This window comes from Arachnia propionica, from assembly GCF_037055325.1.
In the GTDB taxonomy this organism is placed as follows: domain Bacteria; phylum Actinomycetota; class Actinomycetes; order Propionibacteriales; family Propionibacteriaceae; genus Arachnia.
In genome coordinates this window covers 915816-938241 of sequence record NZ_CP146373.1, presented here as the reverse complement: position 1 = coordinate 938241, position 22426 = coordinate 915816, and the positions used below count along the sequence as shown (strand labels likewise).

The 22426-nt window shown below is 62.9% G+C and carries 16 protein-coding genes and 1 pseudogene; 12 read left to right on the top strand and 5 right to left on the bottom strand.

The features are described from left to right. The first annotated feature begins 16 nt into the window (after positions 1–16). The 12 genes and pseudogenes from V7R84_RS04390 to metG all read left to right on the top strand — a co-directional run bounded on the left by V7R84_RS04390 (position 17) and on the right by metG (position 14034). Positions 17–1135, top strand: a complete 1119-nt coding sequence (locus V7R84_RS04390; protein ID WP_338572424.1) for a BMP family ABC transporter substrate-binding protein — start codon at positions 17–19, stop codon at positions 1133–1135. A gap of 102 nt (positions 1136–1237) precedes the next feature. Then, positions 1238–2791 carry an ABC transporter ATP-binding protein gene (locus tag V7R84_RS04385; protein WP_338572421.1) on the top strand — a complete coding sequence of 518 codons (1554 nt, stop codon included), beginning with the start codon at positions 1238–1240 and terminating at the stop codon, positions 2789–2791. Further along, positions 2788–3966, top strand: a complete 1179-nt coding sequence (locus V7R84_RS04380; protein ID WP_338572418.1) for an ABC transporter permease — start codon at positions 2788–2790, stop codon at positions 3964–3966. Before V7R84_RS04385 ends, V7R84_RS04380 begins: the two co-directional genes overlap by 4 nt. Beyond that, positions 3963–5288 carry an ABC transporter permease gene (locus tag V7R84_RS04375; RefSeq protein ID WP_338572416.1) on the top strand — a complete coding sequence of 442 codons (1326 nt, stop codon included), beginning with the start codon at positions 3963–3965 and terminating at the stop codon, positions 5286–5288. The genes V7R84_RS04380 and V7R84_RS04375 overlap by 4 nt, the downstream gene beginning before the upstream one ends. A 1-nt stretch (position 5289) precedes the next feature. Beyond that, positions 5290–5688, top strand: coding sequence for a cytidine deaminase (locus tag V7R84_RS04370; protein ID WP_338572414.1), 399 nt, complete (start codon positions 5290–5292; stop codon positions 5686–5688). Between the two features lie 28 nt (positions 5689–5716). Next, entirely contained in the window at positions 5717–6808 is a 1092-nt protein-coding gene (locus V7R84_RS04365) for an adenosine deaminase (RefSeq protein WP_338572413.1), read from the top strand. Beyond that, positions 6805–7350: pseudogene (locus V7R84_RS04360) on the top strand (ribonuclease H family protein); the annotation flags it as partial. The gene V7R84_RS04365 and the pseudogene V7R84_RS04360, both read left to right, overlap by 4 nt. Then, positions 7350–8666, top strand: a complete 1317-nt coding sequence (locus V7R84_RS04355; RefSeq protein ID WP_338572411.1) for a threonine/serine ThrE exporter family protein — start codon at positions 7350–7352, stop codon at positions 8664–8666. The pseudogene V7R84_RS04360 and the gene V7R84_RS04355, both read left to right, overlap by 1 nt. 17 nt (positions 8667–8683) lie before the next feature. After that, positions 8684–10744, top strand: coding sequence for a S9 family peptidase (locus V7R84_RS04350; protein ID WP_338572410.1), 2061 nt, complete (start codon positions 8684–8686; stop codon positions 10742–10744). Next, entirely contained in the window at positions 10734–11600 is an 867-nt protein-coding gene (locus V7R84_RS04345; RefSeq protein WP_338572409.1) for an ATP-binding cassette domain-containing protein, read from the top strand. The genes V7R84_RS04350 and V7R84_RS04345 overlap by 11 nt, the downstream gene beginning before the upstream one ends. Positions 11601–11602: 2 nt before the next feature. Next, on the top strand, positions 11603–12202 hold the full coding sequence (locus V7R84_RS04340; RefSeq protein WP_338572406.1) for a hypothetical protein: 600 nt from the start codon (positions 11603–11605) through the stop codon (positions 12200–12202). A gap of 41 nt (positions 12203–12243) precedes the next feature. After that, positions 12244–14034, top strand: coding sequence for a methionine--tRNA ligase (gene metG, locus V7R84_RS04335; protein ID WP_338572404.1), 1791 nt, complete (start codon positions 12244–12246; stop codon positions 14032–14034). A 113-nt stretch (positions 14035–14147) separates the two neighbouring features. On the opposite strand, the gene V7R84_RS04330 is transcribed toward metG, so the two are convergent. From V7R84_RS04330 to V7R84_RS04310, 5 genes are all read right to left on the bottom strand, one after another. Continuing rightward, positions 14148–16022 carry a DUF2207 domain-containing protein gene (locus V7R84_RS04330; protein WP_338572402.1) on the bottom strand — a complete coding sequence of 625 codons (1875 nt, stop codon included), beginning with the start codon at positions 16020–16022 and terminating at the stop codon, positions 14148–14150. A gap of 99 nt (positions 16023–16121) precedes the next feature. Then, positions 16122–17981, bottom strand: coding sequence for a DUF2207 domain-containing protein (locus tag V7R84_RS04325; protein WP_338572401.1), 1860 nt, complete (start codon positions 17979–17981; stop codon positions 16122–16124). 19 nt (positions 17982–18000) lie between these two features. Continuing rightward, a complete protein-coding gene (locus V7R84_RS04320) occupies positions 18001–19842 on the bottom strand; it encodes a DUF2207 domain-containing protein (protein ID WP_338572400.1) in 1842 nt (613 codons plus the stop codon). 61 nt (positions 19843–19903) lie between these two features. Beyond that, the gene (locus V7R84_RS04315; RefSeq protein WP_338572398.1) at positions 19904–21550 is read right to left on the bottom strand and encodes a phospho-sugar mutase; all 1647 of its coding nucleotides are present in this window, start codon (positions 21548–21550) and stop codon (positions 19904–19906) included. After that, entirely contained in the window at positions 21547–22347 is an 801-nt protein-coding gene (locus tag V7R84_RS04310; RefSeq protein WP_338572397.1) for a purine-nucleoside phosphorylase, read from the bottom strand. Before V7R84_RS04310 ends, V7R84_RS04315 begins: the two co-directional genes overlap by 4 nt. Positions 22348–22426: the final 79 nt, after the last annotated feature.

Here is a 22426-nt window from a genome sequence, read left to right as displayed (position 1 = left end):
AAGTTTGGAGCTCGAAGTGACCAAGTCCCTGCTCAAACTCGCCTCTCTCGCCGCCGTCAGCTCTCTGTTGCTGTCCGCCTGCGCCGAGGCCCCGATGACGACCTCTTCCTCCCCGACTGGTTCCCTTCCAGCCAGCAGCGCCGCTGGCAGCGCCACTGCTGGGGCAGGGGATTTCAAGGCCTGCATGGTTTCCGATTTCGGTGGTTTCGACGACAAATCCTTCAACGAGACCTCCTATAAGGGTCTGCTGCAGGCGAAGGAACAGCTCCGCGTCGAGACCGCGCAGATCGAGTCCAAGGAGGAATCCGAGTACGCGCGCAACGTCCAGTCCATGATCGACGCCAAGTGCGGTGTCATCGTGACGGTCGGGTATGCCCTGGCGAACGCCACGGAAGCTGCCGCGAAACAGAACCCGAACGTCAAGTTCGCGATCGTCGACAATGAATCCTTCGACGGGGTGGACAATGCGAAGGGACTGATGTTCGACACCGCCCAGCCTGCCTTCATGGCGGGTTATGTCGCCGCCTCGCTGTCCCAGACCGGGAAAGTCGGCACCTTCGGCGGGGCCAAGTACCCGACCGTGTCGATCTTCATGGACGGCTTCGCCCAAGGTGTTGAGTACTACAACCAGGCCAAAGGCAAGACCGTTCAGGTGCTCGGCTGGGATCGTGCCACCAAGGACGGGCAGTTCATCGGCGGTGCCAGCCCGTTTGACGACAACGCCGGTGGCAAGCACACCGCCAACACGCTCATCTCACAGGGCGCCGACATCATCCTTCCGATCGCCGGTCCCTCTGGGCTGGGGGCGCTGGATGCCGTGAAGGAAACCAATGGCAAGGTGAACGCCATCTGGGTGGACACCGACGGTTACGGCTCCGCACCCGAATACAAGGACGTGATCATCACCTCGGTGGTGAAGAGCATGGATGTGGCCGTCCTCGATGCCATCAAGGCCGCCAAGGAGGGTTCCTTCTCCTCCGATCCGTATGTCGGAACCCTCAAGAACAAGGGAGTCGATCTTTCCGAGTTCCACGACTTCGACTCCAAAGTTCCGGCTGAGACCAAGTCGGAGTTGGAACAGATCCGCGCCGACATCATCTCCGGGAAGATCACAGTCGAGACCACCGTCAGGTGATGCTGAAGAAGATGCAGTGACATGTGGAGCAGGGACGTCACGTGGATGTCCCCGCTCCACTGAGCACTCGCAGAGTGGGCGCCTGAGGAAGGAGTAACAACAGTGACTTCGTCGCTCTCGGAAGCTCCCGTGTTGTCGTTGGAAGGCATCACGAAACGTTTCGGTCCCCTCACGGCCAACAACGACATCAGTATCGATATCGTTCCGGGGCGCATCCATTGCCTGCTCGGGGAGAACGGCGCGGGAAAATCCACCCTAATGAACATCCTCTTCGGGCTGCTGGCCCCCGACGAAGGTGAAGTCTGGCTGGGGGAGGAAAAACTCAGGCTGGGGGATCCTCGCCAGGCCATGGCTGCCGGCATCGGCATGGTGCACCAGCACTTCATGTTGATTCCCCCGTTCACGGTCGCGGAGAACATGGTGCTAGGTCACGAACCCGGCTCTGTGGGGCTCCTCGACATCAGCCAGGCCAGGAGGCGGGTCCGGGAACTCTCGAGACGGTACCGCTTGGAAGTCGATCCGGATGCGCTCGTGGAGGACCTGCCTGTTGGCATCCAGCAGCGGGTTGAGATCCTGAAGTCATTGGCCCATGACGCCCGCTACCTGATTTTCGACGAGCCGACGGCGGTGCTGACCCCGCAGGAGATCAGCGAGTTGATGGACGTGATGCGTGCGTTGCGTGACGAGGGACGTGCGATTGTGTTCATCACCCACAAACTCCGTGAAGTGCTGGAGGTGGCCGATGACATCACGGTCATCCGGCGCGGCGAGGTTATCGGACGCGCCGAACCCACGAGTACCGAGGCCGAACTGGCCGCCATGATGGTCGGACGTTCCGTCGAGCTGAAAGTGGCCAAACAGGCGCCGCACATCGGGGAGGAACGCCTGGTGATCTCCGACCTGACGGTGGCCAGCGCATCCGGGGCGGTGGCCGTCGACCACCTCGATCTGACAGTGCGAGGCGGTGAGATCATCGTCATAGCGGGGGTGCAAGGCAACGGGCAGAGTGAACTGGCCGAGGCGCTGCTCGGCACAATGACCCCGGTCAGCGGAACGATCATTCTTGACGGTGTCGATGTCACGCGATTCAGTCCCGTCAAAACCCTTGGCGCGGGCCTCGGCTACGTGCCGGAGGACCGAAACAAGGACGGCCTGATCGGGGATTTCTCGATCGCCCAGAACCTGGTGCTGGACAACCTCGACCATTTCAGTGTGGGTGGAAACCTCAAGCTGGGGAAGATCAACCAGCACGCCATGAAGCTCGTTGAGGAGTTCGACATCCGCACCGACTCTTACGCGCAGCCGGCTCGGTCGCTGTCGGGAGGCAACCAGCAGAAGGTGGTGCTGGCCCGGGAGCTGTCGCGTCCGCTGTCGCTGCTGCTGGCGAACCAGCCCACCCGGGGTGTCGACGTGGGTGCGATAGAATTCCTTCATACCCGGATCGTCGACGAACGGGACAGGGGAACCGCGGTGCTCATCATCTCCACGGAACTCGACGAGGTGGAGTCCCTGGCTGATCGCATTGCGGTCATGTATCGGGGACGCATCGTCGGTGTCGTCGGCCCGGACACCTCCCGTGACGTGCTGGGGCTCATGATGGCGGGGATTGACCACGAGGATGCCGTCGCCATCACGGAGCAGGAGGACCAGGCATGAGCACCGGAAACCGTGGCCGCCCGGCCTGGATCACCACGGCCCTGGTGACCACGGCCTCCCTGATCCTGGCCTTCGTCGTCGCGATGGTCATCATGGTGGTCACCGATGCGGGGATTATGGCGAAATACGCCTACTTCATCGCCCGGCCCAGCGACGCCCTGGACGCCACCTTCGGCAAGATCGCCCTTACTTTCGAGGCCATGTACGTGGGTTCCCTCGGGTCGGTGACCGCCCTCACCGAAACCACCGCGGAGGCGGCTCCTCTCATAGCGGCCGGCCTCGGGGTGGCACTGGCTTTCCGGGCCGGGTTGTTCAACATCGGCGCCCAGGGTCAGGCCGTGATGGGGGCGCTGCTTGGGGCCTATCTCGGTTTCAGCGTCAAGGGGCTTCCCCTCCTCCTGCACCTTCCGCTGGTGATCCTCGCGGGCGTCCTCATGGGGGCGCTCTGGGGTGGTGTGGTCGGTCTCATCAAGGCCCGCACAGGGGCCCACGAGGTGATCCTCACGATCATGATGAACTACGTCGCCGCGAACATCCTCTCCTATCTGTTGAAGCAACCATTCATGCGGCAACCGGGGGCTTCCAACCCGATCGCACCGGTGTTGGAGTGGAGCGCCACCCTGCCCCGGATCGCCGGGACCCGTCTGCACCTGGGGTTCGGTTTGGCGCTGCTGGCGGCTCTGGGATGCTGGTGGCTCCTGGAACGCACCAGGTTCGGTCTTCAGCTGCAGGCGGTCGGGTTGAACCCGGATGCTGCGGCAACCACGGGAACCTCCGTGGGGCGGGTCACCTTCACGACGATGGCCCTGGCCGGTGGCCTGGCGGGTCTCGGTGGCCTGATCACCGTCACCGCCCCCGTGATTCTGACGAGCTACCCGCCGCAGCTGACCGTCAGCATCATCGGAACCCTCGGGTTCGACGCCATCACGGTGGCCCTGTTGGGGCGTTCCCGTCCCATCGGTGTGGTGCTGGCAGGGTTGCTGTTCGGCGCGTTGAAGGCCAGTCGCACCGCCATGGTCACGATCGCCGACACCCCCAAACAGTTGGTGGACCTCATCCAGGCCCTGATCGTTCTGCTCGTCGCGGCGCCCGCTTTTGTCACCTGGCTGCTGCCCTTCCTCAAGGAACGCAGATGCGGTGTCGCCCGGACCACCCCTAAGGAGGCCAAGGCATGAGCACCGACATCATCGTTCCTGGCATCGACGCTCCGGAAAGGAAGGTCATCGAATCACCGGAGGGGCGTTCCACGCGCATCGCGACGGGGATTCTCCTCGCCCTGCTCGGGGTGCTGCTGGTGGTGATGGCGTTCACCGCCAATCCGACCGGGAACATCGCCTTGTCGGACGCCTTCGCGGATGTGCAGTTGCCGACCATTGAGGTGCCGGGCCCGCCGTTGCTGATGGTCTTCGCCCTGTTCACCCTTGCTGCGGGGGCCGTGTTCCTGATCGGCGAGCTCCCGAAGGGTTTGCGTACCGCGGCGGGAGTGGTCGCCGGGCTCAGCATCCTCTCCGGTTTCATTGTCTGGGCCGCTGCGTCCTCCACGGTCCCGTTCGTCCTGACGAGCCAGCTGAACCTCACATTGGCGTATTCAACCCCGCTGCTGTTCGGGGTGCTGGCCGGTGTTTTGTCGGAGCGTGCCGGCGTGGTGAACATCGCGATTGAGGGCCAGTTCCTGGCGGCGGCCTTCGCAGCCTCTGTGATGTTCTCCAGCACCCAGTCCTTGGGGTTTTCGGTGGCCCAGTCCTTCCTGGCGTCCCTGATGGCGGCGGCCGTCGCCGGCCTCCTGATGGGGGGCGTGCTGGCCCTGTTCACGCTGAAATATCTGGTGGATCACGTCATCGTCGGGGTGGTCGTGAACCTGCTGGCGACAGGGTTGACGGGTTTCATCTTCCAGCAGCTCGTCGCCCGCGATCCCAAGACCTTCGATATGGTCAGCCCCATGCCGGTGTTCGCCGTTCCCGCGCTGAGCGACATCCCTTTCATCGGGCCGATCCTGTTCACCCAACGCCCCCTGACCTTCATGGCCCTGCTTGCTGTTGCGCTGGTGTGGTTCCTGCTCCACCGCACCAAGTGGGGGCTGCGGGTCCGGGCGGTCGGTGAGCACCCGCAGGCAGCGGACACCGTCGGGATCAAGGTGATCTCCACCAAGACCCAGGCTGTGCTGCTGGGCGGGATCTTCGCGGGTCTGGGTGGGGCCTATTTCACGGTCGGTTTCGGCGGGGCCTTCCAGGACAACAACATCACGGCAGGAAACGGTTTTATTGCCCTGGCCGCGGTGATCATGGGTCGCTGGCATCCTGTCTGGGGAGCGGGAACGGCTCTGTTCTTCGGGTTCACCCGGGCCTTGGCGCAGTCCATCAAACTGATGAGCCTCCCGATTCCCAGTGAGTTCATCGAGATGCTGCCCTATGTCGCCACAATCATTGCCGTCGCTGGATTGGTCGGTCGCGTCCGTCCGCCCGCCGCTGATGGTGTCCACTTCGTGAAGACCCACTGACATGACCGGAATCGATTGGGAACGGCTGCGGGCCGCGGCGCGGGAGGTCACGGAAAGAGCCTATGCGCCCTACTCCGACTACCAGGTGGGGGCGGCTGCCCTGGTGGACGACGGTCGCATCGTGGTTGGCTGCAATGTGGAGAACGCATCCTACGGGGTGGGGCTCTGCGCCGAGTGCGGGCTGGTCTCACAGCTGAATGCCACGGGAGGTGGACGGCTGGTGGCGTTCACATGCTGCAACAAACTGGGGGAGAGGATCCTGCCTTGCGGGCGGTGCCGGCAGCTGCTGTTCGAGTTCGGCGGGAATGTGCTTCTCGTGGACACCCCGACCGGGGTGCTGCCGATGTCGGAGGTGCTGCCGCAGGCTTTCGGACCCGCCGATCTGAACCATGTCCGCTGACCCTTACCCACAACTCTAGGATGTTTTTATGCTGAGCCTGGAAGAACTACGTGCCCTGCCCAAGGTCGCCCTTCACGATCATCTCGATGGTGGGCTGCGCCCCTCGACCGTGATCGAGCACTGCGCCGAGAACAGGCACGAGCTACCCACCACCGACCCGGAGAAACTGGGCAGGTGGTTCTTCGAATCCGCCGACTCCGGTTCCCTGGTGCGCTACCTGGAGGGTTTCGCCCACACCACAGCCGCCATGCAAACTCGCGATCAGCTGGTGCGAGTGGCACGAGAGTTCGTGCTGGACCAAGCCGCCGACGGCGTCGTCTACGCCGAGGCCCGCTGGGCTCCCGAACAGCACCTGCAGAAAGGGCTGACGTTGGAGGCGGCTGTGGAGGCGGTCCGTGACGGCCTGGCCGAGGGCATGGCGCAGGCCGAGACCGCGGGACGGGCCATCGTCGCCACCCAGATCGTCACGGCGATGCGGCACGTCGATGAACCCACCACCGCGATCGCTGAACTTGCTCTGGTCCACCGCGACGACTCTGTCGTCGGATACGACATCGCCGGTGCCGAGCTGGGATTCCCTCCCACCCGTTTCCAGGCTTCCTTCGACCTGCTGCGACGCAATAACGCGCACTTCACCATCCATGCAGGCGAGGCCGACGGACCGGAGTCGATGTGGGAGGCCGTCCAACTCTGCGGCGCCCAGCGCATCGGCCACGGTGTGCGGATCTGCGAGGACATCGACGACTTCTGGGGGGATCGGCCCAGGCTCGGCCGCTTCGCGGCCTTCGTGCGGGACCAGCAGATTCCGCTCGAGGTGTGCCCGACATCGAACCTTCAAACCGGTGTGGCCAAGTCTCTCGACCGGCATCCCGTCGGGCGACTCGCCGAGCTTGGTTTCAACGTCACCATCCATTGCGACAACCGCCTGATGAGTGGCACCGCATTGTCCGAGGAGTTCGCGAAGCTCTCCGAGACCTTCGGATGGGGACTCACCGAGGTGGAGGCCGTGACCGTGGCGGCCATGCGTGCAGCCTTCCTGCACCACGACGAACGAGAGGCCCTCGTCACGGGGCTGATCCGTCCGGCCTTCCGCGCCGCCCGCTGCGAGGCGCGGGCGTGATCACGGCGGCCGCGGACGGCTCCTCGCTGGCAAATCCCGGTCCGGCCGGCTGGGCCTGGTACATCGATGACGACCACTGGGACTGTGGGGGCTGGCCGCACGGGACCAACAACATGGGGGAATTGATGGCGGTGCTGGACCTGTTGAACTCCACTACGGGCATGGATGAGGAACTGCTGATCCTGTGCGATTCGCAGTACGTCATCAACTCCCTGACCACATGGCTTCCGGGCTGGAAACGTCGTGGCTGGAAGAAGGGCGACGGCAAACCTGTCCTGAATGCCGACCTGATGAAGCAACTCGACCGTGCCCTGCAGGGCAGACGGGTGCGTTTTGAATGGGTCAAAGGACATGCAGGCCACCCCCTGAACGAGGCAGCCGATGAACGAGCACGTGCCGCCGCCACTGCCCACCGGGACGGTGTCCCCGTGACTCGGGGCCCCGGTTTCCCGGAAACGGAGAGAAAGCCGGAACGAATGGAGCCGCCGCACGATGATGCGCCCGAGCAGCTCGCGCTGTTCGAGCTTCCCAGCGAGCAGGCATGACCGCCGATCCCCGGAAGGTGCTGGACCTGGGGTTGGAGATTGGGTGCGGGATGCTGGCCCACGGCGCCTCCGTGTCCTCGGCGATTCGGGCCTCCCGGCATGCCATGCGGGATCTCGGAATGGCGGAATACCACACCGACGTCACCGGGAACATGATCATCGTCTCAGTCAGGGGGAAGCCCGATGGCGAACCCCTGACCGCCATGCGGGTCGTTCCCGTCGGTCATCAGGACTTTGAGCTCATAACGATGCTGCAGCAGGTCGCCTCCGAAGCCCGGGGCAAAAGCATCCCGGACTCTCGGGCTCGGATCGAGGCCATCCTCGGGCGCCAGGGACGCTGGGGAGGCCTCGATGTCTCCCTGGGTTTCGGGGCGGTTTCCAGCGCGGCAGCGCTCATGTTCGGGGCCCGGTGGATCGTCGGCCTCTTGGCGCTGATCGTCGCCTGGAGCATCCACCGGACCCAGGTGTGGTTGGCGAGGCGACGGGTCTCAGTGTTCTTCCAGCAGTGCGTCGGTGGAGCGATGGCCGCGGCAGCCGCGGTCGGTGTCGCTTTGGCCAAGGGGTGGGATGTCCCGGGGCTGGCCGGGATTGAACCGGGGCTGATAGTCATTGGTGCCATCATCTCGATGCTCGCCGGCCTGGCCATTCTCGGTGCCTCGGAGGATGCCATCTCTGGCCTCTACGTGACCGGTACCGCCCATGCCATCCATGGGCTGATTGTCACCATCGGGCTGGTGATCGGCGCCAGCATCGTGGTGGCGGGAGCCAGCTGGTTGGGTATTCCAGTGTGGATCACTGCGCAGTTTGGCATCGATGGCCTGTTGGGGCCCGTCTCGGTGTTCTGGTCCGGGATTGTGGCTGCGGCGTGGGCTTTCTGCACCCGAGCGTCGCGGCGGGCGATCGTCAGCGCGGGGATAATCGGCGCTGCCAGCTGGTGGTTCTTCCTGTGGTTGCTGGCGCAGCACTGGCCCGTGGTGGCGGCCACCGGAGCAGCCGCCCTGCTGGTCGGGGCGGCATCCGCAGCTGCGGCGCGCCTGCTGCGGGTACAACTGGACTCCATCTCGGCATCTGCCGTGGTGCCGATCCTGCCTGGTCTGGTCACATGGTCCGGGGTGTTGAAGTTGGCTCTCGGAACCGGGGAGACGTCCTTCCTAGAAGGTCAGCAAGACCTGATGACCGCAGCCGCGGTGGGCATCATTCTGGCTGCTGGCGTGGCTGCCGGAGCGGCCATGGCGCGTCCGATGTCGGTTCCGATTCGAAAGTTGCCCTGGCCCATCCGTCCTCCGGGTTCGCGTGGTGTCTGGAAGCGATGAAGCTTTACGGTATGGATGTGAAACCACGCCATCTGGACCTGCTGGTCAGCCTGTCATCCCCGAGTCTCAGCCCCGATGGCGAGCAGGCGGTTTTTGCCGCGCGACGTCCTTCCTTCGTCGTCGATGACTACGTCGGGAGAATCTGGAGCGTGGCCACGGCAGGAAGAGGACGTCCCAGGCCCCTGACCCGGGGCACATCGGACCTGGCGCCACAACTGAGCCCTGACGGGCAGACGGTGGCCTTCCTCCGGGGCGGCATCGATGTCAAACCGCAACTTGCCATCGTCGCCGCTGAGGGCGGGGAACCCAGGATCATCACGGACGCTCCTCTTGGAGTGGATGAATTCGTGTGGTCCAGCGACTCGAGGAAGCTGGCTTTCGTTGCCAGGATGCCCGAGGAGGGGCGGTACGGGACTCTCGACGGTGTCCCCACTGACCGCGAGGATCCCAGGCTGATCGTGGGAAACAAGTACCAGGCCAACGGTCTCGGATACACCCGGGACCGTCCCCGGGGGATCTACCTCCTGGAAGTTCCCTCCCTCGATGAGGAACCCTGGCTGGAACCCCGGGGGCGTGCGGCAACGGGAACCGAGGAGGAACCCAGGGACAACACGCTGCTTGGGGGGAGGCGTGGAATTCCCCGGGCACGGCTGCTCACCCCGATGGAAGCCGACTGCCACCAACCGGAGTTCACCCCGGATGGGGAACGTGTCTATTTCACTGCTGCACTGCATGCCGGGGAGGACTCGGATCTTCGAACGATGGTTTACGAAGTGCCCGTTGCTGGCGGCGCGCCGGTTCTCGTGGTTGGTGGTCCTGAATCGCCGCAGGCTTGGTCGCGACCCCGGTTCAGCCGTGACGGCAGAACCCTGTTTCTGCTGACGGAGCACCTCGGCGAGAGCGGACTCGACTTCGTTGGACGCGCCACGGCCATCGCTGCTCTGGACGCTGACGCGAAACCCGGCACCGAACCCCGGATTCTCACGGATCCGGTCACTAGCGACTACGAGGCTCCGTGGGGTTTCCTGGAGCCTTTTGGACAGGGATCCGTTATGGCCCCCGCCAGAGTCCGGGGTTGCGGGGAACTGCAAGCGATCTCCCCTGAAGGACGGATTGATGTTCTCGTCAGGGGACCGAGAGTGGTCAGCGCCGCTGCGGAACGTGAAGGCGTGACCGTGGCGGTCGTCAGCGAGGCCACACATCCCATGGAACTTGCCCGTCTCGCTGAGGGAAGACTCGTCCGGCTGACTGATTTCGCACGACCTCTCATCGCTGCTGCGACCCCGGTGGAGCCGAGGGAACTGACTGTGCAGGGCGAGGACGGCAATGACATTCATGGCTGGGTTTTCGTGCCCAAGGGGAGAGGCCCCCATCCGGTTCTGTTGAACATTCATGGCGGCCCGTTCTCGAATTTCAACTGGGCCTTCTTCGACGAGGCTCAGGTCTACGTCCGTGCGGGATATGCCGTGGTGCAGTGCAACCCTCGGGGCTCCGCATCCTACGGGCAGGCCCATGGCCGGGCGGTCAAGGAACGCATGGGTGTGGTTGACATGGCCGATGTGCTGGCCTTTCTTGACGGGGCGTGTGTGCAGTTCAAGAGTCTGGACGAGGACCGAGTGGGAGTCATGGGAGGTTCTTACGGGGGGTATCTGACCGCGTGGATCACCTCGCATGACGACAGGTTCACCGCTGCCGTCGTTGAGCGAGGTTACTTGGATCCTGCTGCGTTCATCGGTACCAGCGATATCGGATGGTTTTTCTCGGACGGCTATGTTGGTGTCGATCCGGATAGGATTGAGCAGCAGTCGCCTATGGCGAGGGTCGGGCAGGTTGCGACCCCGACACTGGTCATTCATTCCGAACGGGACCTGCGGTGCCCGTTGGAACAGGCGCAACGTTACTTCACCGCGCTGCGGCGCAATGAAGTCACCGCCAGGATGTTGGTTTTCCCCGGTGAGAATCATGAGCTCTCACGATCCGGGACACCATGGCACAGAAGACAAAGATTCGAAGCAATTCTCGACTGGTGGGCCGAACAGCTCCCGGTACGGATGAAAGAGGCACGACGTGGAAGGTGAAGCAGCCTTCGAATTGAAGGATGTGCAGGTTGGATTGGGGACACGGGCGGTGTTACAACAGGTGAACCTGTCAGCGCCCATCGGTTCGGTGACAGGCCTGATCGGGCGGAACGGAGCGGGCAAGTCCACATTGTTGCGGTTGCTCGCCGGCCGTGAGGCCCGGTACACCGGTAAGGCACAGGTCTTCGGTAGGAAGCTCCCCGAGGCGGCATCTGGAACGGTGTACCTGACCGCGGAACACTGGCCCTTCGGGGGGGATCAGCGCCTGCGTGACCTCGCACACCATGTCTCCCGGGTGCATCCGAATTTCGACATGGAACGCGTCAAAGAGCTGCTGGCCTGGTTCGATGTTCCCGAGAGTCGTCATCCCATGGCCCTCAGCCGGGGACAGCGTACAGCTGCTTTCCTCAGTCTGGCGTTGGCGGCTCGCGCCCCACTGACCCTGCTGGATGAGCCCTACAACGGCCTCGACGTACCAGCACGGCAGCGGTTCACGAGGGTTCTGCGGGAGGAGTTACGTATGTTTCCCCGTACCTTGCTGCTTTCCACGCATCTTGTCGACGAGGCCGAACCACTATTTCAGTACGTGGCCCTCATGGAGGGCGGGCGAGTGACAGCAGCCGACACGGTGAGGGGAATGATCACCTCGTTCACCCGGGTGAGCGGGCCGATCGTGGAGGTGGACGCACTTCCCAGGCTTGGACGGCTGGATCGGGAGGGAGCGTGGGCCAGCGCTGTGGTGAAGAAAGGGTCAGAGGGTGACCTGTTGGGGAAACCGGTGAGTCTTCGGGAACTGGCCGACCTCTTGATAGGCCCCAGACGTGACGCTCAGGTAGACGTTGAGAAAGGGAAGTGACGATGAACGGAGACGTCGGCGCAGTGCTGTCCGCCATCGGTGGGCGGTTCGCATGGCGCTACTGGTGGCCCGCCGTCCCGTGGCTGGCAGACGTCGCAATGGTCGCCACGTTCCGACAGGAAAACACCCAGGAGCCAGCTGGTGTGTTGTTCCTGGTCTGTTTGGCGACGGTGCCGCTGCTGTGGCTATGGGGAGCACGTTTCGCCGTTGCGCTGGGACATGACAGGCGGCGAGTGTTTCCGATGCTTGTCGCGTTGAGTGTCGGTTTGCCGATGCTTTGGCAGATCATCGGCAGCGTCGCTCGGGTGACTGCGGGACAGGGTGATGGCGGTCGCTCCGAGGGGCTGTTCCTGTTCTATGGCCTGCCCATCGTTGCCCTGTTGATGCTGGGGTGTGCGCTCTGGCTGGGGTACGGGTGGCGCGGAGCGGTTGTTGCTGCCCTGGGATGGGGGGCAGCGGTGGCTCTGTTCTATCTGGTGCTGTGGCCCCTGTTCGTCGGGTTCGATCTGGTTGCGTTCATCGTCGGGACCTGCTGGGTGATCCTCATGCTGGTTGGAGCCGCCTGGGGAGGCTGGGGAGGTTTCCGCATCGCACGGGCCTGAGCCGGACACGGGGCCGAGCAGCACCCGATAGGATGCAGGCCATGTGTTCTGACGTTCTAGCGGCGGTTGCCTGGCCCTACGCCAACGGCCCCCGTCACATCGGTCATGTCTCCGGTTTCGGCGTCCCCTCGGACGTTTTCGCGCGCTACATGCGCATGGCAGGACACAACGTGCTGATGGTCTCCGGATCGGACGAACACGGCACCGCAATCCAGGTGAAGGCCGACTCCGAAGGTTTGACGGCCCGCGAATGCGCAGACAAATACCACCGGGTGATCGCATCCGATCTGCAGGGGCTGGGCTTGTCCTACGACCTGTACACCCGCACCACCACTCCCAACCACTACCGGGTGGTGCAGGAAGTGTTCACGGCGCTGTACGACAACGGTTACATCATCGCCCAGACCCAGATGGGAGCCATTTCTCCGTCCACGGGGCGCACTCTGCCCGACCGGTTCATCGAGGGCACCTGCCCCATCTGCGACTACCCCGAGGCCCGCGGCGACCAGTGCGACAACTGCGGGAACCAGCTCGACCCGGCGGATCTGATCAACCCGGTTTCCCGCATCAATGGCGAAACCCCGCGGTTCGTGGAGACCGAGCATTTCTTCCTCGATCTACCGAAGGTCGCGGAGCAGCTGACGACATGGCTCGACTCCCGTGAGGAGTGGCGGCCCAACGTCTTGAAGTTCAGTCACAACCTGCTGGAGAAGATCCGTCCCAGGGCCATCACCCGCGACCTCGACTGGGGGGTTCCCGTTCCCCTCGAAGGATGGGTGGATGCGCCCATGAAGCGCATCTACGTGTGGTTTGACGCGGTCATCGGCTACCTGTCGGCCTCGATCGAATGGGCCAGGCGCAGCGGCGACCCGGATGGTTGGCGACGGTTCTGGAACGAGGAAACCGCCCAGAGTTTCTACTTCATGGGCAAGGACAACATTGTCTTCCACTCCGTCATCTGGCCAGGCATTCTGCTGGGAGCCAACGGGCAGGGAGCCGTCGGCGGTGAGATCAGACCCGTCTTGGGGGAGCTGAAACTTCCCACGGAGGTTGTGTCTTCGGAGTTCATGACTATGCGTGGCTCGAAAGTCTCAAGCTCCCGGGGCGCCTCCATCTTCGTCGGCGACTTCCTGAAGGAGTTCGGGCCCGATGCGCTCAGGTATTTCATCGCGGTGGCAGGTCCCGAGAACCAGGATACGGACTTCACATGGGAGGAGTTCGTGCGCCGGGTGAACTTCGAGTTGGCCAACGAATGGGGCAACCTGGTCAACCGCTCCATCTCCATGGCTCACAAGAACAACGGCGCAATCCCGGATGCCGGGGAATTGAACGATGTGGACCGTGAATTGCTCGATGCTGCCGCCGCTGCCTTCGCGACGGTGGGGGAGCACATCGCGGCCCGTCGCTTCAAGGCCGGCATCACCGAGGCGATGCGGATCGTCTCCCTGGCGAACAAGTACCTGTCCGATCAGGAACCCTGGAAGCTGAAGGACGACCCGGCCCGCCGCGACACCGTGCTGCACGTTGCGCTGCAGGTGGTATCCGACTGCAACACCCTGCTGACTCCGTACCTGCCGCACTCCGCCCAAGCCATCTTCGAGGCCCTCGGCAACAGAGGGGTGTGGGCGGCCCAGCCGGAACTCAGGGAGGTCACCGATGGCGACGTCACCTATCCGATCCTGACCGGCGACTATGCGGCCCAGCAGGCGGTGTGGGAACGCCGCCCCATCATCGCTGGCACCCCGCTGGCGAAACCCAGCCCGTTGTTCCGCAAACTCGACGAGAAGCTGGCGACGGAGGGTCCGAGCTGGGCTCCGATCCGGAAGGAGTGAGACAAAGAACTCACACCGACTGGAAGTGATCCGTCTGGCAGTGCCACGACGGGATTGCGGTCAATGCCGACAACCCGGGCAGCCTGTGCTCGTGTGTTGCCTTTCCGGCCCGGTCACCATGAGCTCACGCTGGCACTGCCGCCGGAGAATCCTCCGCCTCCGGAGAAGCCGGAATCTCCGGAGGATCCGCTCGAGGCCGCTTGAGCTTCCACAGCGGCCGCTGTGGCCTGGGAGGTGGCCTGCGACAGCGATAGTGAGAAGTCACCGGAGAAGCTGGAAAACGTGGTGGTGAACAGGCTCGCTGAGTTATCGATGTCTGCGCCGTGGTACCAGGAGGTGTCGGGTTGGTAGCGGCCTTCTGCTCCGAGTTGGGCGAATAGTTTGGTCCAGTGTTCGGTGACGCCGAAGATCATGGCATAGGGGAGGTAGCGACTGAAGATATCGGTGCCCTCCTCGAATTTGAGTTGATCTTTTTCTGCGGTGCGTAGGTACAGTTCGAAACCCTTTGCCTGTTCGAGGACTGCTGATCCTTGTGCCGTGCGAGTTGTAAACCTGCGGGACAGGAGGATCAAGCCGATGCCGAACAGTGCAATGGGCAGAGGAACCAGCCCCCAGCCTTTTTCTTGGAGAAGTAGAGCGATCATCACTCCCAGCGGAAGGCTTCCCAGGAATCCGCACATCGCGAGAGTGCACCCCATGCTGTGCGCTTTTTTACGTGCTTCTCTCGAGTTGCCGTGAAACCAGCCGAGTGAGACCGTCTGGTCGTAGAGTTCATCACGGAATCTTCGCTGTAGCTGTCCGTACCTTTCGTCACGTAATTGTGTGAGAGTGACCTCGTCGCCTGCGCTGAAGATGCTGCACAGAAGCTGCCACTCGTAGGTGGCCAGCGCTTTTGTGTCCTGACTGGGGCGACGGGCCAATAGGTGATCACCGTTGGGGAGTGGGGCCAGGGTGAGGTATCCGCGGACAGCCAGGTCGATGATGGTTGCGGAGATGTTCACGGAGTCGGCGGTGGTGTCCATCAGGGTGCCGATCTCCCCGGGACGGGTGCCCGAGGGTGGCTGGAAGGCGACGGTCACGTTCGTCCTGCCCCGGCGCTTACCCACTGCGGCAGTTGCCCCGGTGGTTGGCGTCAGCCCGGGGGCAAGGCCGAGAAACACCTCGTCACGGGTCCTCCGGTGCCATATCAGGATCAAACCTGCCACTGCCCCCATGCCTAATACAGCGATGGCGATCCCGGAAGTGAGGGACAAGGAATACGCGCCGGTGAGGGGTTTTGGGTTTTTCGTGATGTTCTGGGTGACCCCGGGGAAGGTGCCGGCAGGGAAACCAGCAGCCACCTGGACCGGGTTTCCGGCTGGGATTCTGCCCACGGTGTAGGAGGCGCTGGAACCGTTGAGCTCGGAATCGCAGGGGGTTTTCATTTCCTTGGTGTGCCAGCAGGAAGCCTGCGAGACATCTGCAGGGCCGGTAATTGTTGCTTGAAAGTCTGCAATCTCTGATTTGGTGCCGGGGGAGATCGGATTCCAGTTGAATTCATCCAGTCCACTCTCGGTATTGGTGGGAGAGATCGCTCCGGTTATGTAAAAACCGATTCTATAGGTCTGCGGGGTGGAATACGTGACGCCATTGCTTCCCACTTGGATAGAAATGGTACCGTATTCTTTCTGCTCGATGACTTTCGTGTCGGACCGGGCGCTGCTGGGTGAGCTCGTGCGGATGTTGGAGATTCCGTAATTCAGCCACTCATCCTCGTTCTTGGTTCGTTGCCGCGTAGGTAGTGCAATGACGGGTCCGTGACCTTCGACCCTGGAGAAATCCATCTCGAACTCGTGCTCAACCTGAGCCATCCCGTCACTGGTGAGCTTGACGGTGGTTCGCCACCAATTGACGGGAGCCGCGTCGTCCGCGCGTGCTTGCGGGCTGTTTGCCAACCCGCCGAGCATCACGATGATGGCGACGAACAGCCCTGTGGACAATCTGCGCATGGTGCCCAGAGTAGAACCTCACAAAGGCGGATGGGGAGCGGCCTGCATCCCGGTGGAACGCGCCGACCCCCGGGGGCCGGATCCGCGGATCGGTTTCCTTTACCACGATCCGCCGCTGAAACCGCCTCCAGAGAACCCGCCGCCACCTGAAAAACCGGAACCTCCCGAGGATCCGGAGGAGGTGTAGCTGGATGAGGAGAAGGAACTCGAACTGTAGCTGCTCGCTCTTGCTGCTTCATGGGCCGTGACCATGGCATCGGAGAAGTCGTAGCAGAAATTGTTGAACCTGGTGTAAAAAGCGTTGTTCGAGGTATGGAGATTGACCCCTCGATACCAAGACGTGTCGGCCTCGAAACGGTTCGTCTGTTTGAGCTGGGCGAACAGTTCTGTCCACCGCTGCGCCACGCCGAAGATCATGGCGTAGGGAAGATAGCGGCTGAAAATGTCAATGCCTTCCTCGAAACGCAATTTATCCGCTTCAGCGGTGCGCAGATAGAGTTCGAAACCACGTGCCTGGACCAGGGCAGCTGATCCTTTGGCCGTGCGTTTCCCGAACTTGCCGGACATCATGAGCACCGCGATACCGACCGCCACGACGGGAAGGAACACTAAGCCCCACCCGAGACCGTACCCGAAGACTCCAGAGAGCAAGCTTCCCATGACGATGGTGAAAAAGCCGATGGCTTTCCCGGTCCAGCGCATGGAACTCGGGCTTTCACGAAACCAACCGAGTTCCGCTACCCGCAGATAGAGCATATCCCGGATCTCGGAATCCAGGCCGTCGTATTTCTCGTCGCCAAGCTCCTTCAGTGCGACCTTATCGCCCGACTGGAAGAGCTTTGACAGCAGCTTCTTCTCGTAGTCGGCGAGTTCCTCCTGGTTCTTCTTGGTTCGAGTGAGCAGGTGATCTCCGTCCTTCTGGGCGGTGATCACCAAATAGCCGCGAACAGCAAGGTCGATGATCGAGGCGGAGACATCAATGAAGTCGGCATTCGCGTCTATCAGGGTGCCGATCTCACCCGGGGTGGCGTTCTTTGGGGGATGGAATTGGACCGCGATGTTCAGGTCTTCCGGGAGAAAACCGATGTGTTCTTTTTGACCGGCGCGTGGGCTCAAACCAGGGGTCACGCCGAGGTAGGCCTCGTCCCGTGCGTACCGGTTGCGGAACTTGACGATGGCGAAAGCAGCCCCAGCGGTCGTCACCAGCGTCGCTGCCCCCGTGATCGGAGTCAAGGAGAAAGAGTTGCCGAGGGTTCGCCGGTATTCCACATCTTGCTTCACCCCGGGGAAGGTACCCGCAGAGAATCCCGCCACTACCTGAACGGGTGTTCCGGGATTGATCGAGGGCAGGCGGTAGGTGGCTGTTTTCCCGCTGCGGTTGGATGCGCAGGACTGCGTGTAGTTGCTTCCAGTCCAGCAGGCTGTCTTTGAGATGTTCTCGGGACCGGTGACCTTCACCGTGAGATTGTTGATTTTGCCCCGCCAGTTGCCGATGACGTTCCAGTTGAACTCGTCGAGGTGGCTCTTCGGATGGTCGGGAGCGATCAATCCGGTCACGGTATAGCTGATCTGATAGGTGTGTTTCTCATGGAGATATCGGGACGCGTCGCCGACCCGAACCTGGATGTTGCCTTCCTTGTCCTCGGTGGTCTGGGTCTGGTCCGGGGCTGTGGAGGAGCTGACCTGGATGCCGGAGATCTTGTAGCGGTAGAACTGGCCATCCTCTCCGCCCGGTTGCCGGGTAGGCAGGACGAAAACCGGGCCTCGCCCTCGGGTGTCGGAGAAGTCCATCTCGAGTTCGGCGTTCACATGCGCCACCCCCTCCCGAGACAGGTCGACGTCCACGTTCCAGTGGTTGATCGGAGCCGATTCGTCGGCCCACGCCCGAGGGGCGGCCAGGAAAGCGGTCAACAGGATGATGATCAGCGCCAGTAGTCCCTGCAGTCCGTGTCGTTTCACCCGTAACTGTTCCTTTCCATCACCATGAACCCACGCTGGCACCCCCGCCGGAAAATCCGCCTCCTCCGGAAAATCCCGAGTCTCCGGAAGAACTGCTTGAGGCTGCCTGCGCTGCGGCCGCAGCGGCTGTGGCCTGTGACAGTGAGTGCGAGAAATCCTGGGAGAAGCTGTTGAGGCCTGCGTAGAAAAGGCCTGTGGAGTGGTAAAGATCCGTGCCGTGGTACCAGGAAGTGTCAGCTTGGTAGCAGCCCTCGGCGCCGAGCTGGGCGAATAGTTTGGTCCAGCGTTCGGTGACGCCGAAGATCATGGCGTAAGGCAGGTAGCGGCTGAAGACATCGATACCTTCTTCGAATTTGAGTTGGTCCTTTTCCGCGGTACGCAGGTACAGCTCGAAACCTCGCGCCTGCTCGAGCACCGCCGATCCTTGGGCCGTACGGCTCCCGAAACGGCGGGAAAGGAAAATCAACCCGATGCCGAACAAAGCGATCGGTAGGGGAATCAGACCCCAGCCGAATACCAGCCCCAGGAACAGGCTGCCAGCCAAGCCTGCAACGGCCAGGACAATCCCCAGGGCCAGCGCAGAGTTGCGCGCCTTTCGTGGATCATCGCGGAACCATCCGAGCGACATCACCTGGGCGTAGAGATTCTTCTTCGTCCTGCTCTGCACATCACCGTATTGCTCACTTCTCAGCTCCTTGAGGGTGACGCTTTTCCCGGCTTTGAAGATGCTGCGGAGGAGTCGCCGTTCATAGTCGGCCAGCTCGTGTGTGCTGCTTTTGTCGGTGCGTTTCAGTACGTGGCCCTTCTTGGGGAGGGGGGCTAGCGTGAGGTAACCACGGACGGCCAGGTCGATGATGGTTGCAGAGATGTCCACGGAGTTGGCGGTGGCGTCCATCAGGGTGCCGATCTCTCCGGGGCGGGTACCTTGGGGCGGTTGGAAGGCGACAGCCACGTTCGCCTTGCCCCGGCGTTTCCCCACTCGGGCTGTCTCGCCATCGGCTGGGGCCAGTCCTGGAGTGAGATTAATGAACACCTCGTCCCGGGCCTTCCGGTTCCGTATTGCCAACAACCCCGCCACGGCCCCTGCTCCCAGCGCTGCAGTGGTGGCGCCCGTCACCGGATTCAGCGAATAAGCCTCTGAGGCAAGCTCCACAAGAGTGGGGTCCTTCGTCACGTTCTGGGTAACCCCGGGGAAGGTGCCTGCCGGGAAGCCAGCCACCACTTGAATCGGCTCGTCGCTCGGGATCGTGTCCACGGAGTACGACGCTGTGGTGCCGCTGGCGCTGGACGTGCAAGGGGTTTTCAGGTCTCTGGTACGCCAGCAGGCGGTCTTCGAGATGTCTGCTGGGCCGGTGATTATCACCTGGAAATTCCGGATTTCTGATTTTCCACCTGCGATGGGGTTCCAACTGAACTCATCCAAACCGCTCTGGGAGTTGTTTGTGGCGATCAACCCAGTGATGTCATAGCTGATTCGATAGGTCTGAGGGACGTGGTAGACCGTGTTCTTTTCTCCCACTCGGATGCTGACGTTTCCGTCCTCGTGGCTGATCTTTGTCTCGGAATTGGCGCCACTGGGAGAACTCACGTCAATGTTGGAAATCCCAAAGTTCAACCACTCTCGCTCAATGTTGGTTCGTTGCCTTTCAGGGAAAGCGATGACAGGTCCACGTCCTTCGACCTTGGAGAAATCCATCTCGAACTCATACTCGATGTGGGCAATCCCGTCGCTGGAAAGATTGACGGTGGTTTTCCACCGGTTCACGGGCGCGGCGTCGTCGGCCCAAGCTCGTGGGCTGTTCGCCAATCCCACGAGAACCACCGTGATGACGAGGAACAACCCTTTGAAAAGCCTACACATGATTTCCAGGGTAGAGGTCGTCAGGTGCAGGTGGACCGTGCCCCGAGTTTCGTGGAATCCTTCAGCCCAGTCCGAGGACGGACTGCATCTGTTCTCGAAGCGCCATCAACCGGGGTTCGACAACCAATCTTGCTGTTGCGCCGACCCGGGACTTCTCGGGAGTCAGCCGCACCTCCAGGTAGCACTTCAGCTTCGGCTCGGTCCCGGATGGACGCACCACTACGTGCACCTCGTCACCGGACAGCTCCACCGCGTCGGTCGGGGGAAGGCCGGATGTGCCCTCAGCCAGGTCGCGGTAGGTGACGGGCGCATGCAGGAGGGATGTGGGTGGATTCTGGCGCAGTCTGGCCATGGCATCGGTGATCAGGGAGAGATCACTGACGCGGATCGCTATCTGGGACGTGGCGTGGATCCCCAGTTCGGCGGTCAGTTCATCCAACCGGTCAGCCAGGGTGAGGCCCTCGGCCCGCAATCCGGCGGCAAGTTCGAGAACCATGAGAGCCGCGGTCAGGCCGTCCTTGTCCGGGACCGTTCCGGGATCGCAGCAGTAGCCGATGGCCTCCTCGTAGCCGAAGGCCAGATCCGGAACCCTTCCGATCCACTTGAAACCGGTGAGGGTGGTGACGTGATCTCGTCCTCTCGCGGCGGCCAGCGCGGTGAGGGCACCGGAGGAGACCACCGAACTGGCCAGCACCCCCTTCGCGCCTCGACGGATCATGTGGTCGGCGAGCAGCAAGCCCAGTTCGTCGCCCGTCAGCATCCGCCACCGGTCGTCGATGACAGCGGCGACTGCGCATCTGTCGGCGTCGGGGTCGTTCGCCACCACCAGATCAGCCCTGGTACTTCCAGCCAGCGCCAGGGCCATGTCGATCGCACCTGGTTCCTCCGGGTTCGGGAAGGCGACGGTGGGGAAGTTCGGATCCGGTTCGGCTTGTTCTGGAACCTCGTGGGCGGGAGGGAACCCCGCCGCTCTGGTCAGCTCCCGGATGGTGCGGGCCCCCACGCCATGCATCGCGGTGTGTACCCAGGTGATCTCGCGGGCAGCCCCCTCCGGGATGAGGTCGGCGCCGTGGGTCACGTAGTCGCGGGTGATCTGATCGCACATCACCTTGTATGAGGAGCTGCGTGGAAGCTGGGCGAGGGAATCGACGGGGTGGGCGGCGATGCGGGCGGCGATCTGCGTGTCCGTTGGTGGGATGATCTGCGATCCGTCACCGAGGTAGACCTTGTATCCGTTGTCAGCTGCCGGGTTGTGGGAGGCCGTCACGACGATCCCCGCAACGCAGCCGTATCGGCGGATGCCGAAGGAAACCAGGGGAGTCGGGACAGGTTTTCCTGTGAGCAGCACCGCGAACCCCGCCCCGGCCAGGATCTCCGCGGTGTCGCGGGCGAATTCCTCGGACTTGTGGCGGGCGTCGTGGCCGACCAGCACCTGTCCACCTGCGTGGCCATGTTCCTTCAGCCAGTCGGCCAAGCCAATCGCGGCCTGGGTGACCACCAGGCGGTTCATGCGGTTCGGGCCAGCTCCCATCCTGCCTCTGAGTCCGGCTGTGCCGAAGGTGAGGGGACCGCTGAATGCATCCTCGATTGCTTCTGAAGCTTTCGGATCCCCGGAATCGGCTGACCTCAGCAGTTCCTCGAGCTCGGCGCGGGTGTCCGGGTCGGAGTCGACCGCCAGCCAGGAGCGGGCAGCATTCCGGGCGGTCACAACACACCCACTATTCCCGCCAGCAACGAGGCCAGCCGTGGACCGGCGTCGCGCCCGGCCTGCAGCACCTCGGTGTGATCGAGCCCCGAATCCGCCAGACCCGCGGCGGCGTTGGTCACCAGGGAGAGCCCCAGCACCTCCAACCCGGCCTCGCGGGCGGCAATGGTCTCGAGCGCGGTCGACATCCCGACCAGGTCTCCCCCCAGCAGTCCCGCCATCCGCACCTCGGCAGGGGTTTCGTACTGAGGGCCGTGGAACTGCACATAGACGCCCTCGGGTAGATCCGGGGCAACACTGCGTGCCAGGTCACGCAGCCGATCCGAGTAGGCATCGGTCATGTCAATGAAAGTGGCTCCCCGCAACGGAGTGGCGCCAGTCAGGTTGATGTGGTCGCGGATCAGCACGACGCTGCCCGGCGCCCACGCCGGGTTCAGCCCACCGCAACCGTTGGTGAGGACCAGGGTCGTGGCGCCCCAGGCAGCGACGGTGCGCACCCCGTGGACCACCGGGTCGACCCCCCGGCCCTCGTAGTAGTGGGTACGGCCCGTCAAGACAGCAGTGATCCTGCCGCCAGAGGTCCTGATCAGTTTCAGAAAACCACCGTGACCTTTCACGACGGGGGCTTTGAAACCCGGCACCGCGCCGAGCGTGATCTCGCCGAGCTCTTCCCCCAGCTGATCGGCTCCGGCAGACCAGCCAGAACCCAGCACCAATGCCAGGTCGATGCGATCCACGCCGAAACGAGAGGAGAGAAACTCGACGGCCTCGTGCGCCAACTTCTTGGGGTCATCGCTCATGCCCCAAGCGTAGTGGCGGGTGAACCGAAAGGCGCGATGCCCGGCTGTGTCAGACAGGGGCTGTCGGTCGGTCAGCGCA